The organism is Blastococcus goldschmidtiae (genome assembly GCF_031845325.1).
In the GTDB taxonomy this organism is placed as follows: domain Bacteria; phylum Actinomycetota; class Actinomycetes; order Mycobacteriales; family Geodermatophilaceae; genus Blastococcus; species Blastococcus goldschmidtiae.
The window spans coordinates 115081-133762 of record NZ_JAVREI010000010.1 but is presented as its reverse complement, the minus strand read 5'-3'; the positions used below and the strand labels follow the sequence as shown (position 1 = coordinate 133762).

The window sequence follows — 18682 nt, the reverse complement described above, 5'->3', positions numbered from 1 at the left end:
GTCACCGGCGCGTGAAAGCATGGAGTTCATGCGCATCGGCACCCTCGGACGTGGCCGGGCACAGGAGACGGGTCCCGGTGTCAGCGGAACCGTCCGCTTGGACCGCCGCACGAAGACCCTGACCAAGCGACTGCGCCCCGGCGACATCGCCGTCATCGACCACGTCGACATCGACCGCGTCAGCGCTGACGCGCTGGTGGGCTGCAAGGTCGCCGCCGTGGTCAACGCGGCCCCCAGCATCTCCGGGCGCTATCCGAACCTCGGGCCCGAGATCCTCGTGAACGCCGGTATCCCGTTGCTCGACGGCGTCGGCCGGGACGTCTTCGCCGCCCTCAAGGAGGGCAGCACCGTCCGGCTCCACGACGGTCAGCTGCTGACCGAGGACGGCACCGTGGTCGCCGAAGGCGTGGCGCAGGACGCCGAGCGCATCACCGCCTCCATGGCCGAGGCGCGGGCCGGGCTGTCGACGCAGCTCGAGGCGTTCGCGGCCAACACGATGGAGTACATGAAGCGCGAACGCGCGCTGCTCCTCGACGGCGTCGGCGTGCCGGACGTGGCCACGGCCATCGACGGCCGGCACGTGCTCATCGTCGTCCGCGGCTACGACTACAAGGAGGACCTGCACGCGCTGCGGTCCTACATCCGCGACTACCGGCCCGTGCTCATCGGGGTCGACGGCGGCGCCGACGCGCTGATCGAGGCCGGCTACCAGCCGGACATGATCATCGGCGACATGGACTCGGTCAGCGACGCCTCCCTCACCTCGGGGGCGGAGGTGGTCGTGCACGCCTACCCCGACGGCCGGGCACCGGGGCTGCCGCGGGTGCAGGAGCTCGGCGTGGAGGCCATCACCTTCCCGGCGGCCGCCACCAGCGAGGACATCGCGATGCTGCTCGCCGACGAGAAGGGCGCCAAGCTCATCGTCGCGGTGGGCACCCACGCCACCCTCGTCGAGTTCCTGGACAAGGGCCGTGGCGGCATGGCGTCCACGTTCCTGACCCGCCTGCGGCTGGGCGGGAAGCTGGTCGACGCCAAGGGCGTCAGCCGGCTCTACCGCAGTCGGATCTCGACCGCGGCCCTGGTGGTCCTCGTGCTGGCGGCCTTCATCGCCATCGGCTCCACCCTCGTGGTGTCCACGGCCGGACGGGTCTACTTCGGTCTGCTGCTCGACCAATGGAACGGCTTCATGTTCTGGCTGGAGAACCTCTTCTCGTGATCGACTTCCGTTACCACCTGGTCTCGCTGATCGCCGTCTTCCTGGCGGTGGCACTCGGGATCGTCATCGGCACGACCGCGCTCAACGGGCTGCTCCTCGACGATCTCGAGGGCCAGGTCAGCGCCCTCGAGCAGGACAAGCGGTCGCTGGAGGACCAGACGCGGTCGCTGCAGGCGCGGCTCGACGCCGAGGACCAGTTCGAGATCGCCGTCGCCCCGGCCCTGGTCGACGGCGCGCTCGCCGACAGCAGCGTGCTGCTGGTGGTCGCCGACGACGACGTCGACACCGAGACCGTCGAGGAGGTCGGCGACCTCATCAGGCAGGCAGGCGGCACCGTGGCCGGCCAGATCACGTTGACCCCGGAGTTCAGCGACCCCTCCTCGGAGTCCAGCCTGCAGAGCTACGCCACCGGCTCCGGTCTGCCCGCCGGCATCACGCTGCCCGAGGTCGACGACGCCGGGCAGCTGGTGGGGTCCCTCCTGGCGCAGGTGCTCATGGTCCCGCCGGGCGGGGGCGAGCCCGACAGCGCCGCCACGTCCTCGGTCCTGGCCGGGCTCCCGGCGCTCGAGGTCCTGCGGATCGAGAGCGAGTCGGTGGCCCCGGCGGACTACGCCGTCGTCCTCACCGACGGCGAGCTCACCGACGACCAGGCGGAGGAGCGGACCGCCAATCTGGTCGAGCTGGTCGAGGCGCTGGACCAGGCCGGCTCCGGCGTGGTCGTTGCCGGCAACGCGATCTCGGCCCGCGAGAACGGCCTGGTCGGGACGGTGCGCAGCGACCCCGAGCTCGCCGCCGCCGTGTCCACCGTCGACAACATCAACGCCCCGGCCGGCCGGATCAGCACCGTCCTCGCGCTGCGGGCCGAGGGCGAAGGCACCTCGGGCGCCTACGGGACCGGAGAGGACACCCAGCCGGTGCCGCCGCTCCAGGCCGCGACCCCGTGAGGTCACGGCCCTCCGTCCGCAGCCGGGTGGGGCTCGTGCTCGCCGGTGCCGCGGCCGGACGGGCCGCGCTGGGCGCGGCGGGCGCCCTCGCCGCCACGGAACGCGGCCACGTGTGGCGCCGCACGAACTACGCCGGCCGCGAGCTGACCCTGCTCGGGGGGCCGGCGCTCGCCGTGGCCGCCACCGCCGCCGGCGTCCTCGGCGCCCCGGCGGGGCTGCGCGCCGCCACGGCCGTCGTCGGGGGCGTGTCGGCCCTGGTGGGCGGCTACGACGACCTCGCCGGAGCCCGGCCGGAGCAGGCACGGGACAAGGGACTGGCCGGCCACCTCCGTGCCCTGCGGGCCGGACGGGTCTCTGCCGGCGCGGTCAAGGTCGCGGGCATCGGGGCCGCGGGGGCGGTGGCCGCGCTGCTCACCGCCCGCGGCCGGGGCCCCGGCGCCCTGACCGACGCCGTCCTCACCACCGGCCTGGTCGCCGGCACCGCCAACCTGGTGAACCTGCTCGACCTGCGGCCGGGCCGGGCGGCGAAGGTCGGCCTCCTCGCGGCCACGGCCACCATGGGCGGCCCTGCGGGCACCCTCGTCGCCGGGCCGCTGGGCGCCACGCTCGCGGTGCTGCCGGCCGACCTCGGCGAGCAGGTGATGCTCGGCGACAGCGGGGCCAACGCACTCGGCGCGCTGCTCGGCCTGCGGCTGGCCGCGGCACCGTCCCGGCGCCGGCGGGCGGGACTGCTCGCCGCCATCACCGCCCTGACCCTCGCCAGCGAGAAGGTCAGCTTCACCCGGGTGATCGAGGCGACCCCCGGCCTCCGGGACCTGGACCGGCTCGGCCGCCGGACCTCGTGACCCGCCGCTCGGTCGCCCAGGGGGTCGCCGGGGCGGCGGCGCTGATCGCCGTCCTCACCCTGCTGGCCCGCGTGGCCGGCTTCGGCCGCACCCTGGTGTTCACCAACGCGGTGGGTGCTGACAGCACCGGTGACGCCTACCAGGCGGCCAACACCGTGCCCAACATCGTGTTCGAGGTCGTGGCCGGGGGAGCGCTGGCGGCCCTGGTCGTGCCGATGCTCGCCGGTGGCATCGCCGTCGGCGACCGGGAGCAGGTGCGCCGGACGGCGTCGGCCCTGCTCGGCTGGACCCTGCTCGTGCTGACACCGCTGGCGCTGCTCATCGCCGCGTTCGCCGAGCCGATCGCCCGGGTGCTCAACCCCGGCGAGCCGGCGGAGGCCGACCTCGCCGCCCGGCTCCTGCTGGTCTTCGCGCCCCAGGTCGTGCTCTACGGCATCGGCATCGTGCTGGCCGGCGTCCTGCAGGCGCACCGGCGCTTCGCCGCCCCCGCCATCGCCCCGCTGCTCTCCAGCCTGGTGGTCGCCTCGGCCTACCTGCTGTTCGCGGGCATGGGCGGCAGCCGCGACGTCGCCGGCCTGTCCCGGCCGGCCGAGCTCGTCCTGGGCGTGGGGACGACGCTGGGCGTGGTGGCGCTGAGCCTGAGCCTGCTCGTCCCGCTCCGCCGGCTCGGCCTGGGACTGCGGCCCTCGCTCAGCTTCCCGGTCGGCGCGGCCCCGCGGGTGCGCCGGCTGGCGGTGGCGGGTGTGCTCACCCTGGCCGGTCAGCAGCTGGTCGCCTTCGTCGCGATCCGCCTCGCCGGCGGCGACGCGCCCGACGGCAGCCTGGTCGTCTACGGCGCCGGCCTCACGCTCTTCCTCGTCCCGTGGGCCGCGCTGGCCGTGCCTCTGGCGACGTCGGCCTACCCGGGCCTGGCCGAGCGTGCCGACGTCGGCGACGACGCCGGGTACGCCCGCACGCTGGCCCCGGTCACCGCACTGGTGGTCGCCGCCTCGGCAGGAGCCGCTGCACTGCTGATCGCGGTCGCCGGACCCATGGCGCGGATCTTCCTGAGCTCGGGCACCGACGCCGACGTCAGCGCACTGCGCGACACCACGATCGCCTTCGCCCCGGGGCTGGTGGGCTACGGGCTCGTCGCCGTCCTGACCCGCGCCCTGTACGCACGCGGGCAGTGGAAGGCGCCGACCGGCTGCGTGGTCGGCGGCTGGCTGGTCGCCGTCGTCGCCGACATCGTCCTCGCCGGCGCGCTGCCGGCCGCCGACCGGGCGGCCGCGCTCGGTGCCGGGCACACGCTGGGCGTCACCGTCGCCGGGCTGGCGCTGCTCGTCGTGGTCGCGCGCACCGCTCCCGCGGGCTCGCTCACCGGGTTGCCCCGCATCGGGACGGCGGCGCTGGCCGCGGCGGCGGCGGGGGCGGTTGCCGGGCTCGCCCTCTCCCGCGCCCTCGGCGCGGACCCGGTGCCCGACCAGGGGGTCGTCGCCGCCGTCGGCGTCGGCGTGCTCGCCGCGGCATCCGTGCTCGTCGTCCTCCTGGCGGTCATGATGGGAGCCGCGCGCGGCCCCCTGACCGCCGCGCTGCGCGCCTTGCGCGCGCCCGACCGGCAGGAGGTGCACCGTGGCTGAGCGGCCGCCGCTCGCGGGCCGCCGCGTCGTCGAGGTGCTGGCCACCAGCGCCGGCGGGGTGGGCGCGCACGTCCGTGCCCTGCTCCCGACGCTGCGCGAGGCCGGCGCGGACGTGGGGGTGTGCGGTGCCCCGGCGACCGAGGAGCTGTTCGGCTTCACCGCCACGGGCGCGGACTTCACCCCCGTGGGCATCTCCACCGGCCTGGCGCCGGTGGCCGATGCCCGGGCCGTCCTCCAGCTGCGCCGTGCCCTGGTCGGCGCGGACCTCGTGCACGCCCACGGGCTGCGCGCCGGGCTCGTCGCGGCGGCCGCGCTCCGTCTCGGGGGACGGCAGCGGCTCCCGGGGTCGAACCCACCGCTGGTCCTCACGCTGCACAACGCGCTGCAGGAGGGCGGCGGCCGGCTGCGGAGCGCCCTGCAGGCCCTGGAGCGGCTGACCGTCCGCGGAGCCGATCTGGTGCTCGCCGTCTCCAGCGACCTGGCCGTCAACGCCCGCCGGGCCGGTGCGCGCGACGTGCGGGTGGCCCCTGCCCTGGCACCGCCGCTGCCTCCCGCCCAGCGGAGCCGCGCCGAGGTGCGGGAGGAGCTCGGCGTCGCCGACGGCCGTCCGCTGGTGGTGGCGGTGGGCCGGCTGCACCCGCAGAAGGGCTACGACGTGCTCCTGGACGCCGTCGGGCGCTGGGCGGGTGACGACGCGCCGCCGCTGGTCGCGATCGCCGGGGACGGCCCGCTGCAGGAGGAGCTGGCCGCCCGCATCGACGCCGAGCGGCTGCCGGTCGTCCTGCTCGGCCGGCGCGGCGACGTCGCCGACCTGCTCGGCGCGGCCGACGTGTGCGTGCTGCCGTCGCGCTGGGAGGGCAGCCCCTTCACCGCCCAGGAGTCGCTGCGCGCCGGCACCCCGCTGGTCTCCACGCGCGCGGGCGGCATCCCCGAGCTGGTGGGGGAGGCCGCCGACCTCGTGCCGGTCGGCGACGCCACCGCGCTCGCCGACGCGGTCCGGCGGGTGCTCACCGATCCTGCCCACGCCGCCGGGCTGGCCGAGGCCGGGCGGCGCCAGGCGGCCCGGTGGCCGGACGAGGCCGGCGCGGGGCGCCGCGTCGTCGCCGTCTACCGCGAGCTGCTCGGGGCGCCGGAAGCCGAGCACCGGTGAGCACCGGCCGGCGGTGGACCCTGCCGCTGGTGCTGCTGCTGACGGTCCTGCTGGGGTGGGTGCCGGCGGCCTCGGCGGCGGACGACGCAGGGGCGGGCGAGCCGGCGGCCGCGGACCGCGTCGTGGTGATCGGTGTGCCCGGCCTGGTGTGGAGCGACGTCGACCCCACGACGACCCCCCAGGTCTGGGACATGGCCGAGCAGGGCTCGATCGGCGCGCTGTCGGTCCGCGCCGCGCGGGGCACCACCTGCCTGCTCGACGGCTGGGCGACCCTCGGCGCCGGCAACCGGGCCCGCTTCCCGGGACCCGACGACGGCCTGCCCCCGGTGCCGCTGCCCACCGTGCCGCTCCCCGAGGACGGGCCCGGCGTCCCCGTGCCGGAGGGTGCCCCGGAGGAGCCCGCCGACGACGCGGTGGAGCCCGAACCGCGGGTGGACACCTCGCTGTCGTACTGCGGCCTGCAGGAGCGGATCGCCGCGGTGGCGCTGGACGACCCGGCGGCCACGGTGCAGCGGACCGCCGACGACGAGGGCACGGCGCGGTTCGGCGCCGAACCCGCGGCGCTGGGTGCGGGCGTCGGGTGCGCCGCGGTGGCCGGGCGGGCGGCGGCGCTCGCGGTCGCGGCGCCCGACGTCCAGCTGGAGCGCCGGGTGGTCCTGCCCACCGACCCGGCCGAGCTGACCGCCTTCCTCGACGAGTGCCCGCTGAGCCTGGTCTCGCTGGACCACCTCACCATGGCGGGCAGGCCCGGTGTCGACCGGACCGACGACGGCACCGAGCCGCTGCCGCGGGCCGGCGCACTGAGCCGCATCGACGAGGCGGTGGGCCGGGTGCGGGCCGCCGTGGCGGAGCTGCCGCAGGACGCGCTGGTGCTGCTCGCCGGCATCTCGGAGGTCAACGACGGCCGGCCGCAGCTGCACGTCGGCATCGCGACCGGGCCCGGGTTCGACACCTCCGGGTGGCTGACCTCGGCGAGCACGGGGCGGGCGCCGTACGTCCAGCTCATCGACCTCGCGCCCACGGCCCTGCGGGCGCTCGGGCTGGACGTGCCGGCATCGATGAACGGCCAGCCGCTGCGGGCCACCGCCGACCGTCCGCCGCTCGCCGACGCCGTCGCCGCGCTGGAGCACGTGAACGTCGCTGCGACGGTGCACCACCGCAACGTCAGCACCTTCTTCTGGCTGGTGGTCGGCGTGGGTGTCGCCGTGGTGGTCCTCGGCGTGCTGGTGCTCGGCCTGCGCGGCACGCGCGCGGCGCGGACCGGCCCGGGACGTCGCGCTCCGGACGCCCTGCGGGTGCTCTGCCTCGCGGCCGCGGCGCTGCCGGTGGCGACGTACCTGGCCGGGCTCGCCCCGTGGGAGCGGACCGGCTCCCCGCTGACGTCGCTGGTGCTCGCGGTGCTGGCCGCGGTCGTCGTCGTCACCGCGGTGGCCCTGCTCGGGCCCTGGCGGCGGTCCGAGCTGGGGCCGCCGCTGGTGGTGGTGGCCGGAACGCTCGCGACGCTGGTCGGGGACGTGCTGACCGGCTCGAACCTGGAGCTCAACGGCCTGCTCGGCTACAGCGCGATCGTCGCCGGCCGGTTCACCGGCTACGGCAACCTCAGCTTCGGGTTGCTGTCGGTCAGCGCCCTGCTGGTCACGGCCGCTGCCGCCGCCGCCGTCGGCCGCCGCGTGCCCCCGGAGCGCCGGAGTGCGGCGGTGGCCGCCGTCGTGCTCGGCGCGGGGGTGCTGACCGTCGGGGTCATCGGCGCCCCGGCGCTGGGCCGCGACTTCGGTGGCGTGCTCGCGGCCCTGCCCGGCTTCCTGCTCCTGGCGATGCTGCTGACCGAGGTGCGGGTCACCGTCGTCCGGCTGACCGCAATCCTGGCGGCGGCCGTGCTGGCCGTGGGCAGCATCGCCGTCCTCGACTGGACGGGGCCCGCCGCCGAGCGCAGCCACCTCGGCCGGTTCGTCGAGCAGGTGCTCACCGGCGAGGCGTGGACGGTCGTGTCGCGCAAGGCGGAGGCCAACCTGAACATCCTCCTGGGCAGCCCGCTGGCCTGGATGCTGCCGGTGGCCCTGGTCGCCGCGGTCTGGCTGCTGCGCCCCGGGGGCCCGCTGCGCACCGTCGACGGGGTCCCGCCCGGTGGCCTGGCCCCGGCCGACGCCGCGGTGCTGCGCTCGGCGCTGCTCGTCGGCGCCCTGAGCCTGACGCTGGGCGCGGCGGTGAACGACTCCGGCGTCGCACTCCCGGCCACCGCGGCGGCGCTGCTGGTGCCACTGTTGATCTGGCTGGCCGCCGCACCAAGGCCGGGCACCCCCGGGAAGGGTGAGGGCGTACGTGGCGCTGCCGACACGGGCCCGGACGACGACCCGGACCGTGTTACGGTCGTCTCCCGTGGGTCGACCGTCTGGAACGCTTGAATCCGTCGCATCTCGCGGCCTCCTCCGCAACTCCCAGCCGACGAAGTTCGTCTTCGTCACCGGCGGGGTTGTCTCCTCCCTCGGCAAGGGCCTGACCGCCAGTTCGCTGGGCGCGTTGCTGTCCAGCCGCGGGCTGCGGGTGACCATGCAGAAGCTGGACCCCTACCTCAACGTCGATCCCGGGACGATGAACCCGTTCCAGCACGGCGAGGTCTTCGTCACCGAGGACGGCGCCGAGACCGACCTGGACGTCGGTCACTACGAGCGGTTCCTGGACATCGACCTCTCCGGCCGGGCCAACGTCACCACCGGCCAGGTGTACTCGGACGTGATCGCCAAGGAGCGCCGCGGGGAGTACCTCGGCGACACCGTGCAGGTCATCCCGCACATCACCAACGAGATCAAGTCGCGCATCACGGCCGTCGCGGAGGGACCGGACCGGGTCGACGTCGTCATCACCGAGATCGGCGGCACGGTCGGCGACATCGAGTCGCTGCCCTTCCTCGAGGCCGCCCGGCAGGTGCGCCACGAGATCGGCCGGGACAACTGCTTCTTCCTGCACATCTCGCTGATCCCCTACATCGCGCCCTCGGGCGAGCTGAAGACCAAGCCCACCCAGCACTCGGTGGCCGCGCTGCGCAGCATCGGCATCCAGCCCGACGCACTGGTCTGCCGCTCGGACCGGGAGATCTCCGAGGGCCTCAAGCGCAAGATCAGCCTGATGTGCGACACCGATGCCGAGGGCGTCATCTCCTGCCCCGACGCGCCGTCGATCTACGACATCCCGAAGGTGCTGCACAGCGAGGGCCTGGACGCCTACGTCGTCCGCCGGCTGGGCCTGCCCTTCCGCGACGTCGACTGGACCGTCTGGGGCGACCTGCTCGACCGCGTCCACGCGCCCAAGCAGACGGTCACCATCGCGCTGGTCGGCAAGTACATCGACCTGCCCGACGCCTACCTGTCGGTGACCGAGGCGCTGCGTGCCGGCGGCTTCGCCCACCACAGCCGGGTGCAGATCCGCTGGGTGCCCTCCGACGACTGCGAGACCCCCGAGGGTGCGGCCAAGGCGCTGGCCGGCGTCGACGGCGTGTGCATCCCGGGCGGCTTCGGTGTCCGCGGCATCGAGGGCAAGCTCGGCGCGATCCGGCACACGCGGACCAACGGCATCCCGACCCTCGGGCTGTGCCTGGGCCTGCAGTGCATGGTCATCGAGTACGCCCGCGACGTCGCCGGGCTGGAGAAGGCCAACTCCACCGAGTTCGACCCGGAGACCCCCGAGGCGGTCATCGCCACGATGGCCACGCAGGTCGACGTCGTCTCCGGAGCGCGCGACATGGGCGGCACCATGCGGCTGGGCAGCTACCCGGCCACCCTGCAGCACGGCTCGGTCACCGCCGGCGTCTACGGCTCGACCGAGATCACCGAGCGGCACCGGCACCGGTACGAGGTGGCCAACGCCTACCGCGACCGACTCACCGAGGCGGGGCTGGTCTTCTCCGGCACGTCGCCCGACGGCACGCTGGTCGAGTTCGCCGAGCTGCCCAGGGACGCGCACCCGTTCTTCGTGGGCACCCAGGCGCACCCGGAGCTCAAGAGCCGCCCGACCCGTCCGCACCCGCTGTTCGCCGGGTTCGTCCAGGCCGCCGTGGACTACCAGGAGTCCGCGCGGCTGCCGGTGGTCATCGACGAGGCGCAGCAGGTCGGCACCTGATGAGCGACGCCGCCCCGCACGACTACCGGGTGCTGGACAGCGAGACGGTCTTCGACGGCCACGTCATCTCGCTGCGCCGGGACACCGTGGCGATGCCCGGCGGCGGGGACTCCGTACGCGAGGTCGTGACGCACCCGGGCGCGGTGGCCGTGGTGGCCCTCGACGACGACGGGCAGGTCGTGCTGCTGCGGCAGTACCGGCACCCGGTTGGGCAGTACCTGTGGGAGCTGCCCGCGGGGCTGCGCGACGCCGACGGCGAGCCCCCGCTGGAGACGGCGAAGCGCGAGCTGGCCGAGGAGGTGCTGCTGGCCGCCGAGCGCTGGTCGCTGCTCACCACCACCTACAGCTCGCCGGGCTTCTGCGACGAGATGGTGCTGGTCTACCTCGCCGAAGGCCTCACCGAGGTCACCCGTCCCGACGGGTTCACCGTCGAGCACGAGGAGCTCGACCTGACCGTGGAGCGGGTGCCGCTTGCCGACGCCGTGCAGCGGGTCTACGACGGCGACATCCGGAACGCCGCCGCGGTGGTCGGGTTGCTGGCCGCCGCGCAGGCGCGGGTCGCCGCGCCACGGCTGCGCGACGTCGACGCTGAATAGTCGATCAGGGAGCGCAGGTCAGCGCACGCGAGGACGGCACTCGCGGGTGACGGATCGGGCTGCTCCGAGGAGATTGTTCCCCGGATGTCAGTCAGGCGCCCGGTACTCCGGACCTCGCCCTGAGCGGCCCTCTAAGGGACATTCAGCAGTGCGCCATGTGCCGCTGACGGGCATCAGCGCCTGCGCCCCCAAGGAGTCAAAGCACGGACGTCAGCAAGGCGACCTCGGGCGATGGGTCGAAGCCGTGCTCGACAAGCCAGCGGATCGCACGCAAGTTCTTCATCGACCACCATGCGCGGATCACGTCGAGGTCGACTTCAGTGCCGTAGCCGGCGGCAACGTCGCCCAGGTGTTCCTGGTGGCCGAGTGTGAGAAGGGCGAGGTCGAACAGCGCGTCGCCCTGGCATGCCTCTGACCAGTCGAGGACGCCGGTGATCTCGTCTTGGTCGACGAAGACGTGGGCGACCTGCAGGTCGCCGTGCACGAAGGCCGGAGTCCACGGTCGGAGCGCGGTCTCGGCGATCCGGCGGTTCCGCGTGATCACGTCGCCGGGGAGCACGTCGTTGACCGCGAGCCACTCGCACTCGTGGTCGAGTTCCGTTGCAAACTCGTCGGTGCTCCGGCCCGGCCAGGGCGGCAGTGGGGCGTTGTGCAGTGTTCGGGCGGCGGCACCGGCCGCCTCCCATGCTGCTGACGATGACGTCGACGGCTGGCCGAGGCGGCTGAGCGCCGCCCCCTTGAGGGCAGCGAGGGCGAGCACGGGCGGCTTCCGCCACAGCACGTCCGGGGTCGGGATCGGAGCCATGCTCATTGCCTCGACCTCGACGTCGGCGCGTTCCTGATCAGCGTCGATCTTGAGGAACACGTCGCCAACACGCAAAGTTGTGCGCTCGTGATGGGCGACGACGACTTCAACCTCACCCACGCTGGCCATCGTCGCGGGATGGCCCTTGAGGACGCAACGTCGTTATCGCCTGCCGCATGTCCCATAGGCCGCCTTCAGGACGAGTCCGAGACGTAGTCAGGCCTAGGGCAGCTCCGCACCAGCTGTCCTCATCTCGCCCAGAACTGTCAGAGGTGGCCCGTAGCTTCGTGGTGTGCAGACGACGGCGGGGTCCTCCGTGGTGGAGGGTGTGCTGATCGACTGGGTGCGCACCCAGCCGGAGCCCGACCCGCGCGTGCCGGTGTCGTGGCTGGACGACGTGCAGGTCGCTGAGGAGCTGGCCCGGATCCAGCGGGACCGGGCGAGGCAGACCGCTCGGGAGGCGGAGCTGATCCTGCGCCTCGCCGAGCTGCGCCCCGACTCCGACGACCCGCCACCGGGCACACCGGGCGCCCGTCGGCGGAGCTGGCAGAAGACCGATCCCGAATTCGCCGGGGTGAGCGAATTCCTCCCGGACGAGGTCGCGCACGCGATCAACCTCGGCCGGGGCACCGCGGCGTTCCGGGCGCGGCGAGCGTTCACCTGGCGGGAGAACCTGCCGGCCACCTTCGCCGCGCTCCGCACCGGCCGGCTCGACGAGCGCCGGGCCGGCGCGCTCGCCGACGTGCTGCAGCACGCCCGGCCGGAGCTGGCGCAGGCGGTCGAGGCGGCACTGCTGGACGGGGCCGTCGAGCTGTCGCTCGCGCGCCTGCGGGACCGAGCGTTGGAGCTGCTGGCGGAGCTGGACGCCACGGCGGTCGAGGAGCGGCGGGCGGAGGCGCAGCAGGCCGCCGACGTGCGGGCTTTCCCGACCGCCGACGGCATGGCCACCCTGACCGGGGAGATGAGCGCCGACGAGGCGGCCGCCTGCTACGCGGTCATCGACCAGCTCGCGAGGATGGCGCAGGCCGACGGCGACGAACGGCCGATCGGCGTGATCCGCTCAGCGATCATGTCGATGCTGATCCTGCGTCCGGTCGACCACGGCCTCCCCGGTGTCACGGTGCAGCTGACCGTCACCGCTGCCCTCGACGGACTGGAGGGCACGAGCGCCCGAGGCGGGGCGGTGGACGGGTTCGTGATCACCGCCGCACACCTGCGTCAGCTGCTCCAGCGGCTGGGGGCGATCGGACTGACGCCGCCTGCCGGCGGATCGCTGACGTTCGCGCTCACCGACGAGCGCGGCCGGCTGCTGGCCACGGTGAGCGCCGCCGAGCTCGCCCGCCTCGCCGCCCGGGGCTGCTCCGAGCACCCCGATGCGGCCTGCGACTGCGCGGTGCTGGGCATGCCGGAGGACACCGACGAGTACGCCCCTCGCATCGCCCAGCGGCGGTTCGTCACGACGCGGGACCGGCGGTGCCGGATGCCGAACTGCGGTCAGCGGGTCGGGATGGCCGATCTCGACCACGTGATCGCGCACTCGGTCGGTGGACGCACGTCGTGCGCCAACCTGTGCTGCGCCTGCCGTTCGCACCACCGGCTGAAGACCTTCGCCCACGGCTGGGAGTTCCGTCTGGAACCGGACGGCACCCTTCGCGTGACCAGCCCGTCCGGCATCACCCGGAGCACCCGCCCACCGGGCCTGCGGCGACCTGAACCCGAACCCGCGCCGCTCGACCCGGCGCAGTACCCCCCACCCTTCTGACTCCTCGGTCCTGCTGCCCGGTCCGGGCCGACGCGGCGACGAGTCGACCCGATCGCGTTTCTCCGAGTCGACTGCCGCATGCCCGCGTGTCCGGTCAGCTGCTCGGCACCCGCAGGCCGAGCCGGTCGAGTTCGACCGTGGCGAGTTCCCGGACCGCAGCGGGGTCACCGGACCGCCAGGCCCCGGTCGTGCCGGGCGGCAGCGCGGCCAGGCGCGGGAGCGGAGCGGTGGCGACGGCCCGGGCGGCGAGCAGCTCGAGGTCGAGGGTGCCGGCGAGCATCCGCTCGACGACGGCCACCTCGCGGACGAACCGCGTGCGCCACGGCAGCCAGCGCAGGAGCAGCCAGCCGATCGGCAGGACGATCAGCGCGGTCACCAGCACCAGGGCCAGCGTGCCGACGGCGTCCTGCACCGCGGCGCCCGCCCCTCCGACCGACCCGGCCGCATCCGCGAGGCCCTGGAACGGCTCGGCCAGATCGTCCCCCACCAACGGCAGGCCGTCGGCGATACCCGCGGCGGTGTCCATGGCCCCGGCGACCGAGGAGCCCAGGTCCTCCACGGACTGGCTGGGCCGGTCGAGGACGTGGACCGCGTCGTACGTCTCCAGCGCGGCCCAGATCCACACCGCCGCCCAGACCAGCATCCCGAGGTCGGCGCCCACCTGGCGCCAGCGGAGATCGGCACGTTCGGCATACAGACGCATGCAGCGATCGTGGCCGATCGGCGGACCTTTCGCCGGGTCTCCACGCGCGAGCGGCCCGGACCCGCCCGCGGACCTACACTCCGCCCAGAGCCGGTCTGCTCGGGGCGGCCGCCGGTCGGGGAGGTACGTCGGTGCGGATCGGGCTGGTCCGGGAGATCAAGAGCGGTGAGTACCGGGTGGCGCTCACCCCCGCCGGCGTGACCGAGTTGGTGCGTGCCGGGCACGAGGTGCTCGTCGAGCGCGGCGCGGGGGAGGGGTCCTCGATCCCGGACGCCGACTTCAGCGCCGCCGGCGCGCAGCTGGTGTCCGGGGCCGAGGACGTGTGGGCCGGGGCGGACCTGCTGCTCAAGGTCAAGGAACCGGTGGCCGAGGAGTACGGGCGGCTGCGCGCCGGCCAGACCCTGTTCACCTATCTGCACCTGGCCGCGTCGAAGGAGTGCACCGAGGCGCTCGTCGCCTCGGGGACCATCGCGATCGGCTACGAGACGGTCCAGACCGCCGACGGGGCCCTGCCGCTGCTCGCCCCGATGTCCGAGGTGGCCGGCCGGATGGCTCCACAGGTGGGGGCGCACGCCCTGGAGCGCGCGCACGGCGGCCGGGGGGTGCTGCTCGGCGGCGTGCCGGGCGTGTACGCCGCGAAGGTCGTCGTCCTCGGGGCGGGGGTGTCGGGCATGAGTGCCGCGGCGATCGCGCTGGGGATGCAGGCCCAGGTCGTCGTCCTGGACAAGGACGACGACAAGCTGCGCGCCGCCGACCGGATCTACCAGGGCCACCTGCAGACCCTCGCCTCCACGTCCTACGAGGTGGAGCGCGCGGTCCTGGACGCGGACCTGGTGATCGGCGCGGTGCTGGTGCCGGGGGCCCGGGCGCCGGTGCTGGTGAGCAACGAGCTGGTGGCGCGGATGAGGCCCGGCTCGGTGCTGGTCGACATCGCCGTGGACCAGGGGGGCTGCTTCGAGGACACCCGGCCCACCACCCACGACGACCCGACCTTCCGGGTGCACGGATCGGTCTTCTACTGCGTCGCGAACATGCCGGGCGCGGTGCCCAACACCTCCACGCACGCGCTGACCAACGTCACGCTGCCCTATGTGATGGCACTGGCCGAGCGCGGCACGGTGGCGGCGGTGGGCGCCGATCCGGCGCTGGCCCGTGGGGTGAACGTGGCCGCCGGATCGGTGGTCCTCCCCGAGGTGGCCCGGGCGCACCGTCTCCGCGCGGCCCCGTTGGCGGAGGTGCTGTCCTGACCGTCACGGACGTCGCCGGGCGCCGGTCGGGCTCCGACGTGGCGCGGGTGGTGACCGGGTACCTGGACCACCTCACCGTGGAGCGCGGCCTGGCCGCCAACACCATCGCCTCCTACCGTCGTGATCTGCGCCGGTACACCGAGTACCTCGAGACGGCCGGTGTGCGCGCACTGGGCGAGATCGCCGAGTCCGACGTCGCAGGCTTCCTCGCCGCGCTCCGGCGGGGGGACGAGGAGCACCCGCCGCTGTCGGCGACCTCGGCCGCCCGCGCCGTGGTGGCGGTGCGGGGACTGCACCGCTTCGCGCTGCTCGACGGACTCGTGCCCGACGACGTCGCCGCGGAGGTCCGCCCGCCGACGCCGGCCCGCCGGCTGCCCAAGGCCGTGCCGGTGGAGTCGGTGGTGGCGCTGATCGAGGCCGCCGGTGCGGTGGAGGGGCCGCGAGGGCTGCGCGACCGGGCCCTGCTGGAGCTGCTGTACGGCACCGGCGCACGCATCTCCGAGGCGGTCGGGCTCGCCGTCGACGACGTGGACCGGGGGCAGGCGACGGTGCGGCTGGCCGGCAAGGGCGGCAAGGAGCGGATCGTGCCCGTGGGCAGCTACGCGCTGCGTGCGGTCGAGGAGTACCTCGTCCGTGCCCGGCCGGAGCTGGCCGGGAAGAGCCGCGGCGGCGTCCGCGGCGGCACGCTGTTCCTCAACGTCCGCGGCGGGCCGCTGTCCCGGCAGAGCGCGTGGCAGATCCTGCGCTCTGCCGCCGAGCGCGCCACCGGCGGCAGCGACGAGCTGGCCCGGTCGGTGTCCCCGCACACGCTGCGGCACTCGTTCGCCACGCACCTGCTCGACGGCGGTGCCGACGTCCGGGTCGTCCAGGAGCTGCTGGGCCACGCGTCGGTGACGACCACGCAGGTCTACACGCTGGTCACCGTGGACCGGTTGCGCGAGGTCTACGCGACGAGCCATCCGCGCGCACTCAACTGACAGTCACTCCGCTCGGTCGTCGGCAACTCCTGTCCCCGATTCGGCTGTAGCAGTCACACGCGTTGTCACTCGTCGCCATGTCGACAAGTCTCCGGCGCGTCTCCTTGGGTGTTCCCGCCACTCTTCGTAGCGTCCTCATCACCCGAGCGGACAGGACGGCTGGACGCACCCGGATCACCGGGATCGGGCACGAGCTGGAGGCAACAGACCCATGGCGATCCGAGCGGACGCGGCCCCCGCCGTCGCGCGGCCGCGCGACACCGACCCGGAGATGGGTGCCGCCGCCTCGCGGCAGGACCCCGCGCGCGCCCGGCAGCGCCGGCTGCCGGACCCCAAGCCGCTGACCGAGCACGGTCCGGCCCACGTCATCGCGATGTGCAACCAGAAGGGCGGCGTCGGCAAGACGACGTCGACGATCAACCTGGGCGCCGCGCTGACCGAGTTCGGCCGCAAGGTGCTGCTCATCGACCTCGACCCGCAGGGTGCCCTGTCGGTCGGGCTGGGCATCCCGGCGCAGAACATGGACCGCACGATCTACAACGCCCTGATGGAGCGGCAGACCACGCTCCGGGATGTCCGGGTGCACACCGACATCCCGGGCCTGGACCTGGTGCCCAGCAACATCGACCTGTCGGCCGCCGAGGTGCAGTTGGTCAGCGAGGTCGCCCGTGAGCAGACCCTGATGCGCGTGCTCGCCGACGTGCGCGACGAGTACGACTACATCCTCATCGACTGCCAGCCCTCGCTGGGCCTGCTCACGGTCAACGCCCTCACCGCCGCGCAGGGGGTCATGATCCCGCTGGAGTGCGAGTTCTTCTCGCTGCGCGGGGTGGCTCTGCTCGTCGACACCATCGACAAGGTGAAGGAGCGGCTGAACCCGCAGCTGGAGATCTCCGGCATCCTCGCCACGATGTACGACGCGCGGACCGTGCACTGCAAGGAGGTGTTCAGCCGGGTGGTCGAGGCCTTCGGCGACACCGTCTTCCAGACCGTCATCCAGCGCACCGTCCGGTTCCCCGAGACCACGGTGGCCGGCCAGCCGATCACCACCTGGGCGCCGACCTCCTCGGGTGCCGCGGCCTACCGCGACCTCGCCAAGGAGGTCATCGCACTGTGACTCGTCGACCCGTGCTCCCGGGGGCGTCGGAGCTGTTCCGCCGCACCGACGCCGCCTCTGCCGTCCCCGAGGTCACCGAGCTGCCCAGCCTGAGCAGCACCGTCAGCTCGCCCGCCCTCCGCAACGCCGCGGCCGGCCGCCGCGCCGAGGAGGCGGCACCGGCGAGCCCGCTGACCCTGGTGCCCGGCGGAGCGACGCCGGCCGCACCCGCGAACGACGAGCTGGAGGCGTTCCGGGGCGCACCGGCGCCGGCTCCGGTGCTCAAGCCGCACGTGCCGACCCGGGGTCGTCCCGCCCGCGGCCGGGAGCGGGCGAAGCACGACGAGAAGATCACCGTCTACATCTCGGCCGACGACCTGATGGAGCTGGAGACCGCCCGGCTCACGCTGCGCGGCCAGCACGGCGTGGCCGCCGACCGGGGACGCATCGTCCGCGAGGCGATCTCGGTGATCCTCGCCGACCTGGCCGACCGCGGCGAGGACTCCGTCCTGGTGCGCCGGCTCAAGGCGTAAGCGACAACTCTGTCGTCCTCCGGACGACACCGCGACCACGTGCCGTCCCCTTGGCGTGCTGAGCCCACCCGTCCTTCCTCGGGGAGCCCGTCGGGCCCCCGTTCGTCAGGACGACCTGGTGCGTTGACGATCTCTTCTAGGCTGCGGTCGTGACCGAGGCGCAGCCGGCATCGCGCTTCACCGTCCGGCTGACCAACTTCGAGGGTCCCTTCGACCTCCTGCTGCAGCTGATCGGCAAGCACAAGCTCGACGTCACCGAGATCGCGCTGTCGACGGTCACCGACGAGTTCATCGCCCACCTGCGGGCGCTGGGCGACGAGCTCGACCTCGACCAGGCCAGCGAGTTCCTCGTGGTCGCCTCCACGCTGCTCGACCTCAAGGCCGCCCGGCTGCTGCCCGCGGCCGAGGTCGACGACGAGGAGGACCTCGAGCTGCTCGAGGCCCGGGACCTGCTGTTCGCCCGCCTCCTGCAGTACAAGGCCTACAAGCATGCCGCCGCCTTCCTGCGCGAGCGGGAGACCGAGGCCGCCCGCCGGTTCCCCCGCGCGGTCGGGCTGGAGGCGCGGTTCGCCGAACTCGTGCCGGAGGTGCGGCTCGACCTGACACCCGAGCAGTTCGCCGCCCTGGCCGCGCGGGCCCTGGCGCCCAAGGCCCCCGAGGTCGTCGGCGTCGCCCACCTGCACGCCGCGGCGGTGAGCGTCAGCGAGCAGCTGATGGTGGTGCGCGACCACCTGGCCCGCGCCGGCACCGTCTCCTTCCGCGCGCTGACCGCCGACTGCACGCACACCCTGGAGGTGGTCGCCCGGTTCCTGGCGCTGCTGGAGCTCTACCGCCAGCAGCGGGTCACCTTCGAGCAGCTGACGCCGCTGGGCGACCTGCACGTGCGCTGGGCCGGACGGGAGCCGTCCGGTGAGGCGGTCGACGTGGACGGCGCGCTGCCCGGGCCGGGCCCGGACGGCAGCCGTCCGCCCGCCACCGACGACGACATCGACATCGACATCGACATCGACGAGGAGTACTCGTGAGCGAGCGTGCGAGCGGACGCATGAGCACAGCAGCCAGGCGCACGGGCTCGA

General features: G+C 74.2%; 16 protein-coding genes. 14 read left to right on the top strand and 2 right to left on the bottom strand.

From position 1 onward, the window contains the following. The first annotated feature begins 28 nt into the window (after positions 1 to 28). The 8 genes from steA to RM425_RS14610 are packed head-to-tail and all read left to right on the top strand — an operon-like array spanning position 29 to position 10483. The gene (gene steA, locus RM425_RS14645) at positions 29 to 1216 is read left to right on the top strand and encodes a putative cytokinetic ring protein SteA (RefSeq protein ID WP_311345955.1); all 1188 of its coding nucleotides are present in this window, start codon (positions 29 to 31) and stop codon (positions 1214 to 1216) included. After that, the gene (locus RM425_RS14640) at positions 1213 to 2160 is read left to right on the top strand and encodes a copper transporter (protein ID WP_311345954.1); all 948 of its coding nucleotides are present in this window, start codon (positions 1213 to 1215) and stop codon (positions 2158 to 2160) included. Before steA ends, RM425_RS14640 begins: the two co-directional genes overlap by 4 nt. After that, positions 2157 to 3005 (top strand): hypothetical protein, encoded by an 849-nt coding sequence (locus RM425_RS14635; protein WP_311345953.1) that lies wholly within the window; start codon positions 2157 to 2159, stop codon positions 3003 to 3005. Before RM425_RS14640 ends, RM425_RS14635 begins: the two co-directional genes overlap by 4 nt. Beyond that, the gene (gene murJ / locus RM425_RS14630) at positions 3002 to 4624 is read left to right on the top strand and encodes a murein biosynthesis integral membrane protein MurJ (protein WP_311345952.1); all 1623 of its coding nucleotides are present in this window, start codon (positions 3002 to 3004) and stop codon (positions 4622 to 4624) included. Before RM425_RS14635 ends, murJ begins: the two co-directional genes overlap by 4 nt. Further along, a complete protein-coding gene (locus tag RM425_RS14625) occupies positions 4617 to 5774 on the top strand; it encodes a glycosyltransferase family 4 protein (protein ID WP_311345951.1) in 1158 nt (385 codons plus the stop codon). Before murJ ends, RM425_RS14625 begins: the two co-directional genes overlap by 8 nt. After that, positions 5771 to 8176, top strand: a complete 2406-nt coding sequence (locus RM425_RS14620) for a hypothetical protein (protein ID WP_311345950.1) — start codon at positions 5771 to 5773, stop codon at positions 8174 to 8176. Before RM425_RS14625 ends, RM425_RS14620 begins: the two co-directional genes overlap by 4 nt. After that, complete coding sequence (locus tag RM425_RS14615) at positions 8151 to 9887, top strand: CTP synthase (protein WP_311345949.1); 1737 nt, start codon at positions 8151 to 8153, stop codon at positions 9885 to 9887. The genes RM425_RS14620 and RM425_RS14615 overlap by 26 nt, the downstream gene beginning before the upstream one ends. After that, positions 9887 to 10483 (top strand): NUDIX hydrolase, encoded by a 597-nt coding sequence (locus RM425_RS14610; RefSeq protein ID WP_311345948.1) that lies wholly within the window; start codon positions 9887 to 9889, stop codon positions 10481 to 10483. Before RM425_RS14615 ends, RM425_RS14610 begins: the two co-directional genes overlap by 1 nt. A 196-nt stretch (positions 10484 to 10679) precedes the next feature. Here RM425_RS14610 and RM425_RS14605 read toward each other — a convergent pair whose 3' ends face one another. Then, positions 10680 to 11408 (bottom strand): phosphotransferase family protein, encoded by a 729-nt coding sequence (locus RM425_RS14605; RefSeq protein WP_311345947.1) that lies wholly within the window; start codon positions 11406 to 11408, stop codon positions 10680 to 10682. A 172-nt stretch (positions 11409 to 11580) separates the two neighbouring features. On the opposite strand from RM425_RS14605, the gene RM425_RS14600 reads away from it, so the two are divergent. Further along, positions 11581 to 13050 (top strand): HNH endonuclease signature motif containing protein, encoded by a 1470-nt coding sequence (locus RM425_RS14600; RefSeq protein WP_311345946.1) that lies wholly within the window; start codon positions 11581 to 11583, stop codon positions 13048 to 13050. A 94-nt stretch (positions 13051 to 13144) separates the two neighbouring features. Here the strand turns inward: RM425_RS14600 and RM425_RS14595 are convergent, their stop codons facing one another. Further along, positions 13145 to 13753, bottom strand: a complete 609-nt coding sequence (locus RM425_RS14595; protein ID WP_311345945.1) for a hypothetical protein — start codon at positions 13751 to 13753, stop codon at positions 13145 to 13147. Positions 13754 to 13884: 131 nt separating this feature from the next. On the opposite strand from RM425_RS14595, the gene ald reads away from it, so the two are divergent. From ald to RM425_RS14570, 5 genes are all read left to right on the top strand, one after another. Beyond that, entirely contained in the window at positions 13885 to 15000 is a 1116-nt protein-coding gene (gene ald, locus RM425_RS14590) for an alanine dehydrogenase (protein ID WP_311345944.1), read from the top strand. Between the two features lie 50 nt (positions 15001 to 15050). Continuing rightward, positions 15051 to 15977 (top strand): site-specific tyrosine recombinase XerD, encoded by a 927-nt coding sequence (locus tag RM425_RS14585; RefSeq protein ID WP_311345943.1) that lies wholly within the window; start codon positions 15051 to 15053, stop codon positions 15975 to 15977. Positions 15978 to 16188: 211 nt separating this feature from the next. Next, positions 16189 to 17094, top strand: coding sequence for an AAA family ATPase (locus tag RM425_RS14580; protein ID WP_311345942.1), 906 nt, complete (start codon positions 16189 to 16191; stop codon positions 17092 to 17094). Continuing rightward, positions 17091 to 17606: a hypothetical protein gene (locus RM425_RS14575; protein WP_311345941.1), complete on the top strand. Its 516-nt coding sequence runs from the start codon at positions 17091 to 17093 to the stop codon at positions 17604 to 17606. Before RM425_RS14580 ends, RM425_RS14575 begins: the two co-directional genes overlap by 4 nt. Before the next feature lie 149 nt (positions 17607 to 17755). Continuing rightward, positions 17756 to 18631, top strand: coding sequence for a segregation and condensation protein A (locus tag RM425_RS14570; protein WP_311345940.1), 876 nt, complete (start codon positions 17756 to 17758; stop codon positions 18629 to 18631). The last annotated feature ends 51 nt before the right edge of the window (positions 18632 to 18682 follow it).

Bases quoted from the DNA above. Each gene is read 5' to 3' on its own strand.
- steA (WP_311345955.1), top strand. From the start codon at position 29: ATGCGCATCGGCACCCTCGGACGTGGCCGGGCACAGGAGACGGGTCCC.
- RM425_RS14610 (WP_311345948.1), top strand. From the start codon at position 9,887: ATGAGCGACGCCGCCCCGCACGACTACCGGGTGCTGGACAGCGAGACG.
- RM425_RS14595 (WP_311345945.1), bottom strand. From the start codon at position 13,753: ATGCGTCTGTATGCCGAACGTGCCGATCTCCGCTGGCGCCAGGTGGGC.
- RM425_RS14580 (WP_311345942.1), top strand. From the start codon at position 16,189: ATGGCGATCCGAGCGGACGCGGCCCCCGCCGTCGCGCGGCCGCGCGAC.